Source organism: Sphingomonas olei (assembly GCF_045369765.1).
GTDB classification, from domain to species: Bacteria; Pseudomonadota; Alphaproteobacteria; order Sphingomonadales; family Sphingomonadaceae; genus Sphingomonas; species Sphingomonas panaciterrae.
On record NZ_JBIQEU010000003.1, the window covers coordinates 246108 to 264204 of the forward strand.

The window sequence follows — 18097 nt, forward strand, 5'->3', positions numbered from 1 at the left end:
GAAGATCAGATGCTTCTTGCCGCCCGCGCCCGCCGGCGCAATGCCCCCCGCGTCAGTTCTTCAGGCGATAGCCGGTGCGGAAGATCCACCATACGGCGGTGAGGCAGACGGCGAAGAACGCCGCCGTCACCGCGAGGCTTGCCAGCGGCGACACATCCGCCTGCCCGAAGAAGGTCCAGCGGAAGCCGTTGATCAGATAGGCGATCGGGTTGAACAGCGACACTGTGCGCCATGGCTCCGGCAGCATGTCGAGCGAATAGAAGGCGCCGCCGAGGAAGGTGAGCGGCGTAACGATCAGCAGCGGGATCACCTGCAACTGCTCGAATCCCTTTGCCCAGATACCCAGCACGAAGCCGAACAACGAAAAGGCGCAGGCGACCAGCACCAGATAGGCCAGCATGATGACGGGATGCGCGATCTCAACGTCGACAAAGAGGTTGGCGGTCAGCAGGATCACCAATGCGACCATCAACGCCTTGGTCGCTGCCGCGCCGACATAGCCCAGCACGGTTTCGAACGCGGACATGCGGGCGGAGAGCAGCTCATAGATCGTGCCGGTGAACCGGGGCATGTGGATGCCAAAGGCGCCGTTGAAGGTGCTTTCCTGAAACAGCGACAGCATCATGAGGCCCGGCACGATGAAGCTGCCGTAGGGGATGCTGCCCACCTCGGTCATTCGAGAGCCGATCGCCGAGCCGAACACGACGAAATACAGGGTCGTGGTGATGACAGGGACGGCAAGGCCGGTCCACAGCGTTCGCCGGAAGCGGTGCATCTCGAACCGATAGAGGGCCCAGACGCCGGCGGCGTTGAAACGGGGCGCCTTCATGCCGCGCGCCTTCCATGAACGAGGTCCACGAATATTTCCTCGAGCGAGCTTTGATGGGTGCTGAGGTCGGAGAAGTTGATGCCGAGATCGCGCAGACGGCCGAGCAGGGAAGGAACGCCGGTACGCTCCGCGTGACGATCGAAGACGTAGCGCAGCTCACGTCCCTCCGCCGTCAGCTCGAGATGCCAGTCGGCGAGTTCGGGCGGGATTGCGGGAAGCGGCTCGGCGAGTTGAACGATCAATTCCTTGCGCCCCAGCTTCTTCATCAGCACCGATGTTTCTTCGACCAGGATCAGCTCGCCGCCAATGATCACGCCGACGCGGTCGGCCATCTCCTCGGCCTCCTCGATATAATGGGTGGTGAGGATGATGGTGACGCCGCGATCACGAAGTTTGCGAACCATCGCCCACATGTCGCGGCGAAGCTCGACATCGACGCCAGCGGTCGGCTCATCGAGAAACAGGATGTCGGGTTCGTGCGCCAGCGCCTTCGCGATCATCACGCGCCGCTTCATGCCGCCGGACAGCTCGCGAATCTCGTTGTCGCGCTTGTCCCAAAGCGACAGGTCGCGCAGCACCTGTTCGACCAGTGCGGGATTCCTCGGCCGTCCGAAGAGGCCGCGGCTGAACGCCACCGTCGCGCGAACGGACTCGAACTGGTCGGTATTCAGCTCCTGCGGGACAAGGCCGATGCGCGCGCGGGCCTCCCGATAGTCGCGCACATTGTCATAGCCGTCGACGGTCACGCTGCCGCCGGTGGCGTTCACCAGGCCGCAGATGGCGCCGATCATGGTTGTCTTGCCCGCGCCGTTCGGCCCAAGCAGCGCGAAGATCTCACCGCGCCTTATGTCGAGATCGACACCCTTCAGCGCGCGGTGACCGGATGCATATGTCTTCTGAAGGCCCTTGATCGAAATGATCGGCTGCATGGAGATCCCGGGAGCTTCCTGCGCCAGGACGGCGCGCATGAGGAGGGTAGCGTCCCCTTATTTGGAGTCGGTCACCAGAACCGCAAGCTTGCTACCGGTCCCGCTGGTCGCAAGCGTTTCGCGCGTCACCAGCATGGTGGCGCCGGGGGCGAGGATCCCTTCCAGTTTCTGCCGAAATTCGTCTGGCACGTGCCCCTTGGTCCGCTCGTCCGCGGTCAACTCACCGCCATCCTTTCCAGAGCCGTCCGGCAGCGGCAGGCGCATCCAATGGGCACCATCGGCATCGACGGCGCGCAGCGTGAACGCCTCGGTATTGGCGACGGGGACGTCGAGCATCACAGGCGCAGAGCCGATCTGCTTGCCGTTGCGCAGCACCACGATGCGGCGATCACGCCCGCTGACGATGATCGACACAGGCCCCGTCGGCGAAACCTCGGGAGTCCAGCTGAAGGCGGCATTGTTGCTGTGCCCATCGGACGGGGCGGAGGGCACCGGGCTGGCCGCCGGCGCCACTTCGGGTACCAGGCTTTCGTTGGTGATCACCACGGTCAGCCCCAGGCTGGTCACGCCGTAAAGCAGCTTGGCAAAGGCCATGGGCAGGCGGACGCAACCGTGGCTGGCAGGATAGCCGGGGAGGGCGCCGGCGTGCAGCGCGATCCCGTCCCAGGTCAGCCGCTGCATGTAGGGCATCGGGGCGTTGTTGTAGAGGTTGGACTTGTGGTCCACCTTCTTCTGCAAGATCGTGAACACGCCGGTGGGGGTGGTATGCCCCGGCTTGCCCGAAGAGATCGTGGTCACCCCAATCGGCACGCCGTTGCGGTACACATAGGCGCGCTGCGTCTTCAGGCTGACGATCATCGTGACCGGGCCGGCGGGCGCGATCTGCGGCGCCCAGAAGAACTGGCCGGGTTTCAGCCGCTCGATCGCGCCGGGCTCGGTCATCGGGCCGCGCTGCTGCTGGGCGGCGGCGGCCGGGGCGATCAGAAGCGCCAACGCGGCGAAAGGCAACAAGCGGCGCATCATCATCCCCGGCATAATCGTATCTCCCGCCGGCATCCTACCGGCGGGAGAATACGGATTACAGGTCGATCAGGATACGGGTCGGATCCTCGATCGCATTCTTGAGCGCGACGAGGAACGTCACCGCCTCGCGGCCGTCGATCAGGCGGTGATCGTAGCTGAGCGCGAGATACATCATCGGGCGGACGACGACCTGGCCGTCGCGAACCACGGGGCGATCCTCGATACGGTGCAGGCCAAGCACGGCCGACTGTGGCGGGTTGATGATCGGGGTCGACATCAGCGAGCCGAACACGCCGCCGTTGGAGATGGTGAAGGTGCCGCCCTTCATCTCGTCCATCTTGAGCGTGCCTTCCTTGGCGCGCTTGCCGAAATCGCCGATCGTCTTCTCGATGCCCGCGACCGACAGGTCCTGCGCATCGCGGATCACCGGCACGACGAGGCCGCCCGGCGAGGACACCGCGACCGAGATGTCGGCATAATCGTGATAGACGATCTCATCGCCCTCGATCGAGGCGTTGACGGACGGGATGTCCTTCAGCGCCATCGTCGCGGCCTTCACGAAGAAGCCCATGAAGCCAAGGCGGACGCCGTGCTTCTTTTCGAACAGATCCTTGTACTTGGCGCGTGCCTCGATCACCGCGGTCATGTCGACGTCGTTGAACGTCGTCAGCATTGCTGCGGTGTTCTGCGCGTCCTTCAGGCGCTTGGCGATCGTCTGGCGCAGGCGCGTCATGCGCACGCGCTCTTCCTTGCGGCCACCGGCGGCCGCGACCGACGGGGTCGGCGCAGCGGCGGGGGCGGGAGCGGCGGCCGGACGCGAGGACGCGGCGGTTGCGACGTCTTCCTTGGTGATGCGGCCGTCGCGGCCGGTGCCCTTGATCGTTGCAGGATCAACGCCATGCTCCAGCACCGCGCGGCGGACCGACGGGCTGAGCGCGGCGGGGGCGTTGCTGTCGACCGGGGTGGCGCCATGGTTGCCGTAACCGCCGGCCGCCGGCGCAGGCTGTTCAGCCGCCGGGGCCTGAGTCACGGCCGGTTGCTGGGCGCTTTCGGCCGCGGGCGCACCATCGCCGGCCTCGACCGTCGCGAGCATCGCGCCGACCTGTACGGTGTCGCCGACGGCGACCGCATGCTGGCCCATGATGCCGGCGACCGGGCTCGGCACCTCGACCGACACCTTGTCGGTTTCGAGGCTGGCGATCGGCTCATCGGCGGCGACCTTGTCGCCCGGCTGCTTCAGCCACTCGCCCAGCGTTGCTTCGGTGATCGATTCGCCCAGCGTTGGGACCAGAACTTCGGTTGCCATTCCCGTTTCCTTCCACCCCGCCTTTTGCCGGGGCCCTGTTGCGAGCGGGTGTTGCTACCCGCGCCGCTTGATCAACGTTTCGTGCACCGGCGCCCGATGGCGCCGGCACCATGCGCTCAGCTCGCCGCCTTGCCAGCCTTCTTGGTGGTCTCGGCCGAGCGGGTGCGGCGGATTTCCTCGCGCACGCTGTGGCCGAGTGCGTCGGCGATCAACGCGCCCTGTTCCGCCTGGTGGCGCTTCATCAGGCCGGTTGCCGGCGACGCCGCCGCCGCACGGCCCGCATAGCGGGCGCGCTTGATCGCGCAGCCGGCCTCGGCCAGCGCGTCCTCGATGAACGGCTCGACGAAGAACCAATAGCCGTTGTTGCGCGGCTCTTCCTGCGCCCAGACCACGTCCTCGAGGTTGGGCATCCGCGCGATGCGCTTCGCCAGCGCCTCGGTTGGGAAGGGGTAGAGCTGCTCGATGCGGACGATCTGCGTATTCTCGTCACCAGCCGCGTCGCGCGCCTCGATCAGGTCATAGGCGACCTTGCCGGTGCACAGCACCAGCCGCTTCGTCGCCTCGTCCGCCGCGCCGTTCGTGTCCGAGAGGATGCGGCGGAAGTGCGAGTCACCGACGAAGTCCGCGCGGCTCGACACCGCCAGCTTGTGGCGCAGCAGCGACTTGGGCGTGAAGATGATCAGCGGCTTGCGGAAGCTGCGGTGCATCTGCCGGCGGAGCAGGTGGAAATAGTTCGCCGGGGTGGTGCAGTTCGCGACCTGGATATTGTCCTGCGCGCACAGCTGCAGGAACCGCTCCGGCCGTGCCGAGCTGTGTTCCGGACCCTGGCCCTCGTAGCCGTGCGGCAGCAGCATCACCAGGCCGTTGGCGCGCAGCCACTTGGCCTCTCCGCTGGCGATGAACTGGTCGATCATGATCTGAGCGCCGTTGACGAAGTCGCCGAACTGCGCCTCCCACAGCACCAGCGTCTTCGGATCGGCGAGCGCATAGCCATATTCAAAGCCGAGCACGCCATATTCGCTCAAGGGGCTGTCGAGCACCTCGAAGCGGCCATGTTCGATGTTCCACAGCGGCACGTACTTGTGCTCGTCATTCTGGTCGACCCAGACGGCATGGCGCTGCGAGAAGGTGCCGCGGCCCGAATCCTGACCCGACAGGCGAACGCCGAAGCCCTCCGACAGCAGCGACCCGAAGGCGAGTGCCTCACCAGTGGCCCAGTCAAAATTCTCGCCGGTGGCGAACATGTTGCGCTTGGCATCGATCACGCGCGCCAGCGTCTTGTGGATCGCGAGGTCCTCGGGAACGGTGGTCAGCGTGCGACCGATCGAATCGAACAGTTTCTGTTCGATCCCGGTGTCGAAGCTGCGGCGCGCGGTTTCCGGGTCAGCCGGCACCGACAGGCCAGACCAGCGGCCGGCGAACCAGTCCGCCTTGTTGGGCTTGTAGCTCGCGCCAGCCTCGAACTCGCCTTCGAGCAGGGTGGTGAACTGCTTGACGTTCTCGTCCATCCACGCCTGGTCGACGACCTTCTGCTCGATCAGGCGCTTGCCGTAGATCTCGCTGACGGGCGGGTGGTTGCGGATCGCCTTGTACATCAGCGGCTGGGTGAAGCCCGGCTCGTCGCCCTCGTTGTGGCCGAAGCGGCGGTAGCACCACATGTCGATCACGACATCGCGGTGGAACTTCTGCCGGAATTCGATCGCCATCTTGGTGGCGAAGGTCACCGCCTCGGGATCGTCGCCGTTGACGTGGAAGACTGGCGCTTGGACGCCCTTTGCGACGTCCGACGGATAGGGCGAGGAGCGCGCGAACTGCGGGCTCGTCGTGAAGCCGATCTGGTTGTTGATGACGAAGTGGACGCAGCCGCCGGTGTTGTAGCCCCGGATGCCCGAGAAGCCGAGGCATTCCCAGACGATACCCTGGCCGGCGAAGGCCGCGTCGCCGTGGATCAGCACGGGCAGCGACTTGGTATGATCGGTAAGGTCGCCGGCGATCGTCTGGATCGCGCGCACCTTGCCCAGCACCACCGGATCCGCCGCCTCGAGGTGCGACGGGTTGGCGACGAGCGACATGTGGACCTTCACACCGTCGAACTCGCGGTCGGTGGAGGTGCCGAGGTGATACTTCACGTCACCCGAGCCGCCGATGTCGTCCGGGTTGGCCGAGCCGCCGGCGAATTCGTGGAAGATGACGCGCAGCGGCTTGCCCATGACGTTGGCGAGCACGTTCAGGCGGCCGCGGTGGGCCATGCCGAACACGATCTCGTTCACGCCGGCGGCGCCGCCGTACTTGATGACACTTTCGAGCGCCGGGATCATCGATTCACCGCCGTCGAGGCCGAAACGCTTCGTGCCGACGTACTTGCGGCCGAGGAACTTCTCCCACTGCTCGGCCTCGATGACCTTGTTCAGGATCGCCTTCTTGCCCTGCGGCGTGAATTCGATCGCCTTGTCCTTGCCCTCCATACGCTCCTGGAGGAAGCGGCGCTCCTCGACATCGGCGATGTGCATGTATTCAAGGCCGACATTGCCGCAGTAATTGGCACGCAGGATGTTCACGAGCTCACGGATGGTGGCCCATTGCAGGCCCATCGTGCCGCCGAGATAGACCGGGCGGTCGATGTCGGCGTCGGTGAAGCCGTGATATTCGGTGCGCAGGTCGGCCGGCAGCTCGCGCTGGGTGTTGAGCCCGAGCGGGTCGAGATTGGCCGCCAGGTGGCCGCGCACGCGATAGGTGCGCACCAGCAGCTGGGCGCGGATCGCATCGCCCGCCGCGCGAACGATCTCGTCCTGAGACGGAGCGGCGGCTGCCGGAGCGGCCGCAGCCGGGGCGGGCTTGCCACCCTTCGCGGGCTTGGGCGCTGGCTCCATCTGGGTCGGGTCGAGCGCCGCGGTCAGATCATCGGTGGTGGTGAGCGGCCAGCGATCGTTGCGCCAGCTGGGGCCGGACGTGCCGCTTTCCAGCCCTTCGAAGAAGCCGCGCCAGCCGGGCTCGACGCTGTCGGGCGAGGCCTTGTAGCGCGTGTAGAGCGCGTCAATGAACGCCGGCGATACGCCGCCGGCAACGTCCAAGAAATCCTGACCTTCGTAGCCCATCACCAACTCCACTCCCTTCCCTCCGGCAGAGGGAGAGGGTCGCGCGGACGACGCCCGAGCGGGCACGTCCAAGCCGGGAGAGGGGCAGGGGTCACTGACCTCGGCAGGCACTGGCCTGCACGACCCCTCTCCATCTTCGTCTAGGCAACGACTTGCCTCGACTTAATATCCCCTCCCCGGCGGGGAGGGGGTGTCCAATCAACCCTTCAGCACCGACAGCAGCGTGGAGCCGAGCTCGCTCGGGCTTGCCGCCACCTTGATGCCGGCAGCTTCCATCGCCGCAATCTTGTCCTCGGCGCCGCCCTGACCGCCCGAGACGATCGCGCCGGCGTGACCCATGCGGCGGCCCGGAGGCGCCGTACGGCCCGCGATAAAGCCGGCCATCGGCTTCTTGCGGCCACGCTTCGCTTCGTCGCGCAGGAACTGGGCTGCTTCTTCCTCGGCGCTGCCGCCGATTTCACCGATCATGATGATGGATTCGGTTGCATCGTCAGCGAGGAAGAGCTCGAGCACGTCGATGAAGTTCGTGCCGTTGACCGGGTCGCCGCCGATGCCGACCGCGGTGGTCTGACCCAGGCCAGCGTTCGAGGTCTGGAACACCGCCTCATAGGTCAGCGTGCCGGAGCGCGAGACGACGCCGACCGAGCCCTTCTTGAAGATGTTGCCCGGCATGATGCCGATCTTGCACTCGCCCGGCGTCAGCACGCCCGGGCAGTTCGGGCCGATGAGGCGCGACTTGGAGCCCGTCAGCGCACGCTTCACGCGCACCATGTCGAGCACCGGAATACCCTCGGTAATGCACACGATCAGCGGCACTTCGGCGTCGATCGCCTCAAGGATCGAATCCGCGGCGAAGGGCGGCGGGACGTAGATCACGCTGGCGTCGGCGCCGGTCTTCTCCACCGCCTCGGCAACGGTGTCGAACAACGGCAGGCCGAGGTGGGTGCCACCACCCTTGCCCGGGGTAACGCCGGCGACCATCTGCGTGCCGTAGTCGAGCGCCGCCTGGGTGTGGAAGCTGCCGGTGTTACCGGTCATGCCCTGCGTGATGACCTTGGTATTCTTGTCGACGAGAATGCTCATTGGCTCTCCAATCACTCAACCCGGCGCGCGCGGCCGGATGCCGGCGCGCACCGGGTATTCAATCCGGCGTTATGCCAGGCTCTCGTCGATGCCCTTGCAGGCGACGAGCAGTTCCTTGACCGCGTCGACCGACACCTGAAGGTTGCCCTTGGCTTCGTCCGACAGCTTCACCTCGACGATCTTCTCGACGCCGCCGGCACCGATCACGACCGGGACGCCGACGTACAGGTCGTCGATGCCATACTGGCCGGTCAGGTGTGCTGCGGCCGGCAGGATGCGCTTCTGGTCATAGAGATAGGCCTCTGCCATCGCGATGCCGCTGGTGGCGGGCGCGTAATAGGCCGAGCCGGTCTTCAGCAGGGCAACGATCTCGCCGCCACCGCCGCGGGTGCGCTTCACGATCTCGTCGACCTTCTCCTTGGTGGAGAAGCCCATCTCGATCAGGTCGCTGACCGGGATGCCGGAGACGGTCGAATATTCGAGCACCGGGACCATCGTGTCGCCGTGGCCGCCGAGTACGAAGGTGTTCACGTCCTTCACCGACACCTTGAACTCGTCGGCGAGGAAGTGGCTGAAGCGCGCCGAGTCGAGCACGCCCGCCATGCCGACCACCTTGTTGTGCGGCAGGCCGGAGAATTCGCGCAGCGCCCAGACCATCGCGTCGAGCGGGTTGGTGATGCAGATGACGAATGCGTCGGGCGCATTGTCGCGAATGCCTTCGCCGACCGCCTTCATCACCTTCAGGTTGATGCCGAGCAGGTCGTCGCGGCTCATGCCCGGCTTGCGGGCGACACCGGCGGTGACGATGATCACGTCGGCGCCAGCGATGTCCTTATAGTCGTTCGAGCCGATGATCTTGGCGTCGAACCCTTCGACGGGGCCGCACTGCGACAGGTCGAGCGCCTTGCCCTGCGGTACGCCTTCGACCACGTCGAACAGAACGATGTCGCCAAGCCCCTTGAGGGCAGCGAGGTGCGCGAGCGTGCCGCCGATATTGCCGGCGCCAATCAGCGCGATCTTCTTGCGGGCCATCCAATCCCTTTCCGTAACGTGAGGTCGTGATTGGAGAGGTCGGGTACGCCCTTTGGTCGGTCGGCACAAGCCACTAAAGGCGCATAGGGCGCTTTTAATCGATAAGCGTTCTCAATAGCAATAAGGCTGTCACTCGGCGCCATGGCCTTGTGCCAGATAGTCCTCGGATCGCATTTCCTCGAGCCGGCTGACGGTGCGCTGAAATTCGAACCGTCCGTCGCCAACGGGGTAGAGATCGGCGGGTTCCGCATCCGCCGCGGCGAGGAGCTTCACCTTATATTCGTAGAGCGCGTCGATCAGGCTGACGAAGCGTGCGGCCTCGTTTCGGTTCTCCGGGCCGAGGACGGGGATGCCGACGAGGATCACGGTGTGGAAGCGGCGCGCGATGGCTAGATAGTCGGCGCTGCCGCGCGCTTCGCCGCACAGCTTCTTGAAGCTGAAGACGGCGACGCCCTTTAGCGATTTTGGGACGCGCAGCGAGCGGCCCTGAACGATGAGGTCCTCGCTGGGCACGTGGTCGCGATCTTCGGGCGGATAGTCGGTGAGGCGGAAGAACGCTGCCGACAGTTGCGCCGTCGCCTCCGGCCCGTTGGGCACGAGCCAGGTGTTTTGCTGGCCCAAGCGATCGCGGCGGTAATCGACCGGGCCGTTGAGCGCTAGCACGTCAAGCCGCTCCTGGATCAAGGCGATGAAGGGCAGGAAATGCTCGCGGTTGAGGCCGTTCTTGTAGAGGTCGGTAGGGACGCGGTTGCTCGTCGTCACCACCGTCACCCCCGCCTCGATCATCGCAGTGAACAGGCGCGAGAGGATCATCGCGTCGGGCGAATTGTTGACGATCATCTCGTCAAAGGCGAGCAATTGCGCTTCCTCTGCCAGCGCGGCGGCTACGGGAAGGATCGGGTCGCCCGCCTCCTTGCGTCGCTCCGCCGCGATCCGGCCGTGCACCTCCAGCATGAACTCGCCGAAATGGACGCGGCGCTTTCGGGCGACGTTCACGTTGGCGAAGAACAGGTCCATCAGCATGGATTTGCCGCGGCCGACGTCGCCCCACATGTAGATGCCGCGCGGCGGAATCACTTTCTTGCGGAAGAAGCCGGTGGTGCGGGGATGTTCGAGCTCGACGGCCAGCGAGTCGAGCCGCGCCGCCGCGGCGGCCTGTTCGGGATCGGGCCGCAACTCCCCGGCGGCAATCAGGGCTTCATAGGCGTTGAGAACTGCGGCCACGACAAACTCCGTTGGGGGAAGGGGGCTCCCCACTGCGCCGACATGGGAGCGCCGGCGAGTTTCGCGCAGGGGCGTGCGGACGGATCGTGCCTGAGGTGCCGGTCCGCCGCGGCCGCGCGAGTATTTTGCGGGCCCTTTAGGAGATTGTGCGCCGCGAGACCAGTTAACGCTTCGTCGGCTTCCGGATCGTGCCGGAAAACTCCGCCACCGGGCCGTCGCCCTGGACGACCAGGCCGCGCATGAACAGCAGGCGGCCGGTTTCGCGCAGCAATTCGACCTGCGCCTCCAGCGGGTCGCCGATCTTTCCTGCGCCGACGAAATGCGTGTTCAGGTCCAGCGTCACCGCGGTGCCCGCCTCGATCAGGCCGAAGCTGCGCGCGGCGGCGAAGAGCGCGACGTCGATGAACCCGAGCATCGCGCCGCCGTGCACATTGTTGCCGAGGTTGGAGTGGCGCCGTTCGGGCAGCATGCGGACACGGCAGGCGCCGTCCTCGACGCGGACCATCATGTCGCCGAGGAAGGTATTGTAACGATCCGAATTCTTGAGGCCCCAGCGGTGCCACCCGGGATGGTCGGGATGTTCCTCGTACAGAAATTCCGGCTTGTCAGTCATGGCGCCGCTTGTCCTGAGCGTGTCGGCTGGCGTGTCAGGGATGACACGGCGGGGGCGTGCGTCGGGAGGACCGGCACAAGCGGGCGAGATGGCTCCCGACAAAAAGAAGGGAGCCGTGCGGCTCCCTTCTGGATGCGTGGATCAGAGAACCCGCTCGACTTCCATCTTCTTGATCTCGGCGATCGCCTTGGCCGGGTTCAGGCCCTTGGGGCAGGTGTTCGCGCAGTTCATGATCGTGTGGCAGCGATAGAGGCGGAACGGATCCTCCAGGCTGTCGAGCCGCTCGCCGGTCATCTCGTCACGGCTGTCGGCCAGCCAGCGATAGGCCTGGAGCAGGATTGCTGGCCCCAAGAACTTGTCGGAGTTCCACCAGTAGCTCGGGCACGAGGTCGAGCAGCAGGCGCACAGGATGCACTCGTAGAGACCGTCGAGCTTTGCGCGGTCCTCCGGCGACTGCAGTCGCTCCTTGCCGGCGGGCGGCGGGGTCACCGTCTTCAGCCAGGGCTGGATCGAGGCATATTGCGCGTAGAAGTGCGTGAAGTCGGGGACGAGGTCCTTGATCACGTCCATCGCCGGCAGCGGGGTGATCTTCACCTCGCCCCTCACATCCTCGATCGCGGTGGTGCAGGCGAGGCCGTTCTTGCCGTCGATGTTCATCGAGCAGGAGCCGCAGATGCCCTCACGGCACGAACGGCGAAACGTCAGCGACGAATCCTGCTCACTCTTGATCTTGATCAGCGCGTCCAGAACCATCGGGCCGCATTCGTCGAGATTTACCTCGAACGTGTCGTATCGCGGGTTCTCGCCGCTGTCCGGATCGTAGCGGTAGATCTTGAAGTTGCGCATCGTCCCGCCCGGTTCAGGCGAGGGAATCTTGCGACCGCCCTTGATCTTGCTGTTCGCCGGCAGGGTGAATTCGGCCATTTTCCGTTCCCGCTTCAGTCGGTTGAGGACTGGGCGCGCAAACCGCTCCAGTCGAGGTTACGCGTCAGATACATAACACCGGCCAAGGCCGCAAACAGAAGCAGCGATCCGATGAGCAGCGAATAGGCTTCGAGGTTCAGCAGGACGTAGAGAATGGCGTACAGCGCCGCCAGCAGGGCCGCGATGTAGCCTGCGCGGCGCCAGCTGCGGAGGACCGCAGCGGAATAGCTGGTGAGGAGCGCGATGATCGCCCCCGCCGCGATCAGATAGGCCAAGGTGAAGCCCACGACCTCCGCAAAGGCGAGCAGGAGCGCGAAGAACAGCACCAGGCCGGCGCCGACCAGCAGATATTCGACCGGCGACACGCGCACTCCGCCGATCACGTCGAACAGCAGAAAGGCGAGAAAGGTGAAGCCGATGAACAGGAAGCCGTATTTCACCGACCGGTTGACCTGGCTGTAAAGATCGACCGGGGAGACGAGCACAACGCGGGCCTCGTAGGCGTTGGCCGGAGTCGCCACTGGCTGACCATCGGACAGGTCGGGGCGCGACTCGGGCACGACATCGCCGGACGAGACGAGGCTGCGCCCCAGCGCCAGATTGCCGACGCGCCAAGTGGCGGCGAAGCCGTCCGTGTTCACGCTTTGCGCGGTGGGAAGAAAACCGCCCTGGAAGCTGGGATGCGGCCAGGTGGAGGTCACGCGCCAGCGCGTGTCCCCCGCCTGCGGCGCCAGCGCGAGCCAGCCATTGCCCCGGAACGCGAAGCTGTACTGCACGCGGAGCGGCCGGCTGCGGATGCTGCCGGCGTCGAGCCAGGTGAAAAAGCCGGCGTTGTTGGTCGCCGGCGAGCCCTTTCCGGGTTGAAGGCGCAGTTGCTGGCCATCCACCGACACCATCGGCGGCCGCCCGAACAGTCCGCGCGGATCCTGCAGCCCGAAGCGGAGTTCCGCGCGATCGAAGGCGAGTTCGTCGGGGGTGATCCCGAAGCGGGCGAGATCCGGTGGCAGATCGAAGCGCGCGGTGCCCGTGGCCGCGGCCTCGAACACGACGGCTTCGTAGATCGACCGGCGCCGTCGTTCGGGGGTGAGTTGCGTGCTGAGATCGGCGACTTGAGGGGACAGCGTCAGCTCTCGCCAGACCTGAGTGGTGCGGGTGACCTGACGGCCGCCCTCCGTGACCGTCTCGGCGGCTTGGGCCTGATAAGGGATGACGAGCACCGGCCCGGCGATCGTCTGCGGCCCGCCCCAGCCTCGCGCTATCGAGGCGCGGGCCGTGGCGGACTGATCCTGCCGATCATATACCAGCAGGTAGACGGCAAACAGCGGGATCGCGAGCAGCATGGCGATGAGGATCGCCATGCCCAGCTTGCGCCCGGGGGTCGGGTCTTTGCTCATTCCGCCTCGCTCGGTTGCCGGTTGCTTATCCGGCGGGCGCGGGTGCGTGACAAGGTGGAGATGGGCAAGGTGGAGGTGGAAGGCTGCCCGGGCAGCGTCAGATCAGGTCGAGGACCAGGCCAAGATCACGCGCCTCTTCCGCCTCGATATACCAGTTGGACGGCGCCTTTGCCTTCAGGGTTTCGAGCGTTACCTGCGAGCCTTCGACAAGGGCGGCGAACCCTTCGTCCTGGATGCGGATCGAATCCTCGATCTCGTTCAGCTTGGCCAGCAGGACGGGGGCCAGGGTGTTGAGCGGGCCGGACAGCTGGATGGTCGAATTCATCAGCCGTTCGTGGATCATCAAACGCGTGCCGCGCGTCAGGAAGCGCTTGTCGGCGGGGAAAGCGGACATGAAGGTGGCGCCGGCCGAGTAAACAGCGACCTTGCCAAGAAAAAGCGTCTCACGGCTGGTATATTCGCGCAGCAGGCGTACCGTATCGCCCATCGCGCGGGCCATTTCCGGATCGCCCCCCAAGGTTGTGATCGAGAAGATCAATGGACCATCGGATGGTGCCGCGGCGACCTGATCCTTGAAGCTTGCGTACATGGCCTCGTCGACCGTGCCGTAAAGCTGGACATGCGGGCTGGCGAGGAGCGGATAGTTGCTGGCGTTGCCGGTGGAGTTCATGGCGACGCGAACCGCGAATGGGGCGCACCGGTTCCGAGGTGGCGGAAAATATCGCGCGCTGCGGTGGCGGTTTGGTTTCACAGCGGGGGCTAATGCTGCGCCATCAACACCGCGTTGGCGGGGCGGCCGACCGGCGCGGTTGCACTGCGCGGCGCGCGGGCGTCGAGCACCGCCAGCCAGCGCGCCGCACCGGCACCAATCGCGACCTGCGGCTGCGAAGGCTCAAGCTGGCCGTCGCGTTCCCATGTCGCGATGGTGCTGGTGGCTTCTTCGACGGCGGCGGCCAGCGGCTTTGGCTGGCGGAGCGCGCGATTGACGAGCGCGTCACCAAAGAAGGTCCAGTCATTGTCGGCGACACAGCCGAAGGAGCTTCGATCCGACGAGGCGGCGGTGATGATCGCGGTGGTATCACTGGAGAGGAGCGGTACGAAGACGCCGGCGTAACAGGCGGAAATCATGATCAGCCGATTGCGGATGCCGAGCTGGGACAGGGTCTGCCACAGCCGCGCCGGCGAGATCGCGCCAAAGCCCTGGTCGGCGTCATTGTAGACGATGCCGAAGCGTGCGCCGTGGCTGGTGGTGTAGAGGATCAGCACATCCTCGTTCACGTCCATAAGCTCGGCCACGCGGGCGAGCGCGACGTCGAGATTGGAAGGGGAGCCCATGGGCAACGCGCTGTCCGCCCTGCCGTCGGTGCCGGCGAGGACGATCGTGCGTCCTTCGGCGCCATAGCGGCGCGCCAGGACCTTCGCCGCCTCTCGCGCCTCGCGGCCGAACACCGGGTCACTGTCCAGCGCGGCGCTGATGACGAAGGCGTCGGTGGTACCCTTGCGGTGCGGCTGCACCGTGGCGAGCATGGCGGCGAGGCGGCGATGCTCGGCCAGCTGCCACCCGGCCTTGCGATCATATTCGATCGCGCCGCCCTGATCGGCGAGCTGGACAAGTTCCGCCTCGCCACCGCGGGCAATCAGCGGGGCGGGGCGGCTGTGCTGGGGAGGAATATAGGTCTGCGCCGGCACCGAACCGGCGCAGGCGGCAAGAAAGACGGTCAGCAACCTCTTCATCGCGAGCCCCCTCCACAACGGAAGGAGTGTCGCGGTGGGCGGCGATCGGAGTCAATAGTTTACCACCGCGCAACATTCGAAATGTTGCGCGCCATGGCAGCAGATATTTGAGTTCGTGTCCCGGAAAGGAGGCGCGGCCCGGTAGGCCGCGCCATTTGCCTTAGTACACCCGCTTCTTCGGCTTGATGTATTCGGCGTCGTCGGTGAGCGTGTAATCGTGCACCGGACGGTAATCGAGCGAGCAGCTGCCGCCCTTGCCGCCCCAACCATCGAAGGTCGCGATGGTGTGCTTCATCCAGTTCACGTCGTCGCGCTCGGGATAATCCTCGTGCATGTGCGCGCCGCGGCTTTCCTTGCGGTTCTCCGCACCGCGCATCGTCACGACCGCCTGGCTGATGAGGTTGTCCAGCTCCAGCGTCTCGACGAGGTCGGTGTTCCAGATCAGCGAGCGATCCTTGATGCCGACGTCCTCCATCGACTTGTAGATCGCGTCGATCTTGGTAACGCCCTCGGAAAGCAGCTCGCTGTCGCGGAACACCGCGGCATGGCGCTGCATCGTCTTCTGCATCTCGGCGCGGATCTTCGCCGTCGGCGAGCCACCCGTTGCGTTGCGGAAATGGTCGAGCCGGCCGAGCGCCATCTCTTCCGAACCCTTGGGCAGCGGATTGTGCGGCGTGTTCGGCTTCAGCGTTTCCTTGAGGCGCAGGCCGGTGGCGCGGCCGAACACGACGAGGTCGATCAGCGAGTTGGAGCCGAGGCGGTTCGCGCCGTGCACCGACACGCAGGCCGCTTCGCCGACCGCGAACAGGCCCGGGACGACCGCATCCGGATCACCGTCCTTCAGCTGGACGACTTCGCCGTGATAGTTCGTCGGGATACCGCCCATGTTGTAGTGGACGGTCGGCGTGACGGGGAGCGGCTGGCGGGTGAGATCGACGCCCGCGAAAATCTTGCCCGTCTCGGTGATGCCCGGCAGGCGTTCCGCCAGCACCTTCGGATCGATGTGATCGAGGTGAAGGAAGATGTGATCCTTGTCCTTGCCGACGCCGCGGCCCTCGCGCATCTCGGCTGCCATCGATCGCGACACGACGTCGCGGCTGGCAAGGTCCTTCGCGCTCGGCGCGTAACGCTCCATGAAGCGCTCGCCCTCGGAATTGGTCAGGTAGCCGCCTTCGCCACGCGCACCCTCGGTGATGAGGACGCCCGCGCCGTAGATGCCGGTCGGGTGGAACTGCACGAATTCCATGTCCTGCAGCGGGAGCCCGGCACGCAGCGCCATGCCGTTGCCGTCGCCGGTGCAGGTATGCGCCGAGGTCGCCGACTGGTACACGCGGCCACCGCCGCCCGTCGCCAGCACGACCGCATGGGCACGGAAGCGATGGATCTGCCCCGTTTCCATGTTCAGCGCGATCACGCCGCGGCACGCACCGTTCTCCATGATGAGATCGAGCGCGAAAAATTCGATGTAGAAGTCCGCGTCATACTTCAGCGACTGCTGGTACAGCGCGTGGAGCATGGCGTGGCCGGTACGGTCGGCCGCAGCGCAGGTGCGCTGCACCGGCGGGCCTTCGCCCATGTTCTGCATGTGGCCGCCGAACGGACGCTGGTAGATCGTCCCGTCCTCGTTGCGGCTGAACGGTACGCCGGCGTGCTCCAGCTCGTACACCGCGGCCGGGGCCTCACGCACCATATATTCGATCGCGTCCTGGTCACCGAGCCAGTCGGAACCCTTGACGGTATCGTACATGTGCCAGGACCAGTGGTCCGGCGAGTTGTTGCCGAGGCTCGCCGCGATGCCGCCCTGCGCCGCCACTGTGTGGCTGCGGGTCGGGAACACCTTGGTGATGCAGGCGGTCTTGAGGCCCGCCTCCGCGATGCCCATCGTGGCGCGGAGGCCAGAGCCGCCGGCGCCGACGACGACCGCGTCGTACGTATGGTCGATGATCTGGTAAGCGGCGGGCATCAATTTGCTCCGAAGGCGATCTTCAGGATCGCGAAGAGGGCGGTGCCGGTGACGGCAGCAGTGAACAGGTTGAGGAGGACCATGGCGACGACGCGGCGTTCGTCACGCTGGTAATCCTCGATCACCACCTGAAGCCCGAGGCGGAAGTGGTAGAAGACCGAGACGACCAGCAGGATCATCGGGATCGCGACCCAAGCCGAGGACAGCCAGTCGCGCATCGTGCCGTACTCGTAGCCGGGGCGACGGGCGAGCGAGATCATCAGCCAGCTCATCAGCAGGATGTTCGATCCCGCCGTGATCTTCTGATGCCACCAGTGATGCGGACCTTCGTGCGCGCTGCCGAGGCCGCGGACGCGGCCAATCGAGGTTCCCGTACCCATTACTTGGTTCCCACGTAGAGCCAGAAGGCGAGGGTGAGCAGCGTCGAGCCGACGAAGGTGAGCCGCGCGAGATTGCGGTTCAGCTTCAGCTCGAACGCGGCGCCGGTATCCAGCACGAGGTGGCGGATACCGCTCATCATGTGCTGAAACAGGCTGAACGTCAGGCCGACTCCGATGACCCAGCCCAAGATGTTCAGACGGCCATCCGACAGGGTGAAGACGTCACGGAACGCGGCATAGGCCTCTGCCCCCGACGCCAGCGCGGCGAGGAACCAGACGAGCAGCAATGCCCCCAGTGTCGCCATCCCGCTACCGGTGGCGCGGTGCAGGATCGACACCGTCATCGCCGCGCTCCAGCGGTAATGGAGGGCGAGCGGGCCGCTGAAGAGATGCGGACTTTTGGGGCGGGCGGGTTTTGTGGCCAAGGCTACGGTTTCCTGCGGTAAGCCGACGGTTTGGCGCGGTCTATGAGACCCGAGGGCCGATGTTGCAAGCGGGAGTGACCTCCTGCGAATGAATCGCATGGCGGATGGGCGCCGCGCCTCAACCAGCACTTAACGATCAATCC

The 18097-nt window shown here is 65.7% G+C and carries 16 protein-coding genes; all 16 read right to left on the minus strand.

Annotation, left to right across the window (positions count from 1 at the left end; genetic code table 11):
• Positions 1 to 52: 52 nt before the first annotated feature.
• Complete coding sequence (locus ACH0BU_RS05665; protein ID WP_296218809.1) at positions 53 to 829, minus strand: ABC transporter permease; 777 nt, start codon at positions 827 to 829, stop codon at positions 53 to 55.
• On the minus strand, positions 826 to 1758 hold the full coding sequence (locus tag ACH0BU_RS05670) for an ABC transporter ATP-binding protein (RefSeq protein ID WP_046411384.1): 933 nt from the start codon (positions 1756 to 1758) through the stop codon (positions 826 to 828). The genes ACH0BU_RS05665 and ACH0BU_RS05670 overlap by 4 nt, the downstream gene beginning before the upstream one ends.
• Positions 1759 to 1815: 57 nt before the next feature.
• The gene (locus tag ACH0BU_RS05675; RefSeq protein WP_241212521.1) at positions 1816 to 2778 is read right to left on the minus strand and encodes a L,D-transpeptidase; all 963 of its coding nucleotides are present in this window, start codon (positions 2776 to 2778) and stop codon (positions 1816 to 1818) included.
• A gap of 58 nt (positions 2779 to 2836) precedes the next feature.
• Positions 2837 to 4087 carry a 2-oxoglutarate dehydrogenase complex dihydrolipoyllysine-residue succinyltransferase gene (gene odhB, locus ACH0BU_RS05680; protein ID WP_046411382.1) on the minus strand — a complete coding sequence of 417 codons (1251 nt, stop codon included), beginning with the start codon at positions 4085 to 4087 and terminating at the stop codon, positions 2837 to 2839.
• Positions 4088 to 4203: 116 nt separating this feature from the next.
• Positions 4204 to 7182, minus strand: coding sequence for a 2-oxoglutarate dehydrogenase E1 component (locus tag ACH0BU_RS05685; protein ID WP_082103183.1), 2979 nt, complete (start codon positions 7180 to 7182; stop codon positions 4204 to 4206).
• Positions 7183 to 7380: 198 nt separating this feature from the next.
• A complete protein-coding gene (gene sucD, locus ACH0BU_RS05690) occupies positions 7381 to 8265 on the minus strand; it encodes a succinate--CoA ligase subunit alpha (RefSeq protein ID WP_046411381.1) in 885 nt (294 codons plus the stop codon).
• Between the two features lie 69 nt (positions 8266 to 8334).
• Positions 8335 to 9297 (minus strand): malate dehydrogenase, encoded by a 963-nt coding sequence (mdh, locus tag ACH0BU_RS05695; protein ID WP_046411380.1) that lies wholly within the window; start codon positions 9295 to 9297, stop codon positions 8335 to 8337.
• Between the two features lie 129 nt (positions 9298 to 9426).
• Positions 9427 to 10521: a cell division protein ZapE gene (zapE, locus tag ACH0BU_RS05700; protein WP_046411378.1), complete on the minus strand. Its 1095-nt coding sequence runs from the start codon at positions 10519 to 10521 to the stop codon at positions 9427 to 9429.
• Between the two features lie 163 nt (positions 10522 to 10684).
• A complete protein-coding gene (locus tag ACH0BU_RS05705; protein WP_296218807.1) occupies positions 10685 to 11134 on the minus strand; it encodes a PaaI family thioesterase in 450 nt (149 codons plus the stop codon).
• Between the two features lie 141 nt (positions 11135 to 11275).
• A complete protein-coding gene (locus tag ACH0BU_RS05710; RefSeq protein WP_046411375.1) occupies positions 11276 to 12058 on the minus strand; it encodes a succinate dehydrogenase iron-sulfur subunit in 783 nt (260 codons plus the stop codon).
• A 14-nt stretch (positions 12059 to 12072) separates the two neighbouring features.
• Positions 12073 to 13452: a cell envelope integrity protein CreD gene (gene creD, locus ACH0BU_RS05715; protein ID WP_046411373.1), complete on the minus strand. Its 1380-nt coding sequence runs from the start codon at positions 13450 to 13452 to the stop codon at positions 12073 to 12075.
• Positions 13453 to 13549: 97 nt separating this feature from the next.
• Complete coding sequence (locus ACH0BU_RS05720) at positions 13550 to 14122, minus strand: ClpP family protease (protein ID WP_296218806.1); 573 nt, start codon at positions 14120 to 14122, stop codon at positions 13550 to 13552.
• An 89-nt stretch (positions 14123 to 14211) separates the two neighbouring features.
• Entirely contained in the window at positions 14212 to 15186 is a 975-nt protein-coding gene (locus tag ACH0BU_RS05725) for a C13 family peptidase (RefSeq protein WP_046411370.1), read from the minus strand.
• A gap of 160 nt (positions 15187 to 15346) precedes the next feature.
• Positions 15347 to 17149: a succinate dehydrogenase flavoprotein subunit gene (gene sdhA, locus ACH0BU_RS05730; RefSeq protein ID WP_296218805.1), complete on the minus strand. Its 1803-nt coding sequence runs from the start codon at positions 17147 to 17149 to the stop codon at positions 15347 to 15349.
• Positions 17149 to 17529: a succinate dehydrogenase, hydrophobic membrane anchor protein gene (sdhD, locus tag ACH0BU_RS05735; RefSeq protein WP_296218804.1), complete on the minus strand. Its 381-nt coding sequence runs from the start codon at positions 17527 to 17529 to the stop codon at positions 17149 to 17151. Before sdhD ends, sdhA begins: the two co-directional genes overlap by 1 nt.
• On the minus strand, positions 17529 to 17954 hold the full coding sequence (gene sdhC / locus ACH0BU_RS05740) for a succinate dehydrogenase, cytochrome b556 subunit (protein WP_046411365.1): 426 nt from the start codon (positions 17952 to 17954) through the stop codon (positions 17529 to 17531). The genes sdhD and sdhC overlap by 1 nt, the downstream gene beginning before the upstream one ends.
• Positions 17955 to 18097 lie beyond the last annotated feature (143 nt).

Bases quoted from the DNA above. Each gene is read 5' to 3' on its own strand.
- ACH0BU_RS05665 (WP_296218809.1), bottom strand. From the start codon at position 829: ATGAAGGCGCCCCGTTTCAACGCCGCCGGCGTCTGGGCCCTCTATCGG.
- ACH0BU_RS05670 (WP_046411384.1), bottom strand. From the start codon at position 1,758: ATGCAGCCGATCATTTCGATCAAGGGCCTTCAGAAGACATATGCATCC.
- ACH0BU_RS05675 (WP_241212521.1), bottom strand. From the start codon at position 2,778: ATGCGCCGCTTGTTGCCTTTCGCCGCGTTGGCGCTTCTGATCGCCCCG.
- odhB (WP_046411382.1), bottom strand. From the start codon at position 4,087: ATGGCAACCGAAGTTCTGGTCCCAACGCTGGGCGAATCGATCACCGAA.
- ACH0BU_RS05685 (WP_082103183.1), bottom strand. From the start codon at position 7,182: ATGGGCTACGAAGGTCAGGATTTCTTGGACGTTGCCGGCGGCGTATCG.
- sucD (WP_046411381.1), bottom strand. From the start codon at position 8,265: ATGAGCATTCTCGTCGACAAGAATACCAAGGTCATCACGCAGGGCATG.
- mdh (WP_046411380.1), bottom strand. From the start codon at position 9,297: ATGGCCCGCAAGAAGATCGCGCTGATTGGCGCCGGCAATATCGGCGGC.
- ACH0BU_RS05705 (WP_296218807.1), bottom strand. From the start codon at position 11,134: ATGACTGACAAGCCGGAATTTCTGTACGAGGAACATCCCGACCATCCC.
- ACH0BU_RS05710 (WP_046411375.1), bottom strand. From the start codon at position 12,058: ATGGCCGAATTCACCCTGCCGGCGAACAGCAAGATCAAGGGCGGTCGC.
- creD (WP_046411373.1), bottom strand. From the start codon at position 13,452: ATGAGCAAAGACCCGACCCCCGGGCGCAAGCTGGGCATGGCGATCCTC.
- ACH0BU_RS05720 (WP_296218806.1), bottom strand. From the start codon at position 14,122: ATGAACTCCACCGGCAACGCCAGCAACTATCCGCTCCTCGCCAGCCCG.
- ACH0BU_RS05725 (WP_046411370.1), bottom strand. From the start codon at position 15,186: ATGAAGAGGTTGCTGACCGTCTTTCTTGCCGCCTGCGCCGGTTCGGTG.
- sdhA (WP_296218805.1), bottom strand. From the start codon at position 17,149: ATGCCCGCCGCTTACCAGATCATCGACCATACGTACGACGCGGTCGTC.
- sdhD (WP_296218804.1), bottom strand. From the start codon at position 17,529: ATGGGTACGGGAACCTCGATTGGCCGCGTCCGCGGCCTCGGCAGCGCG.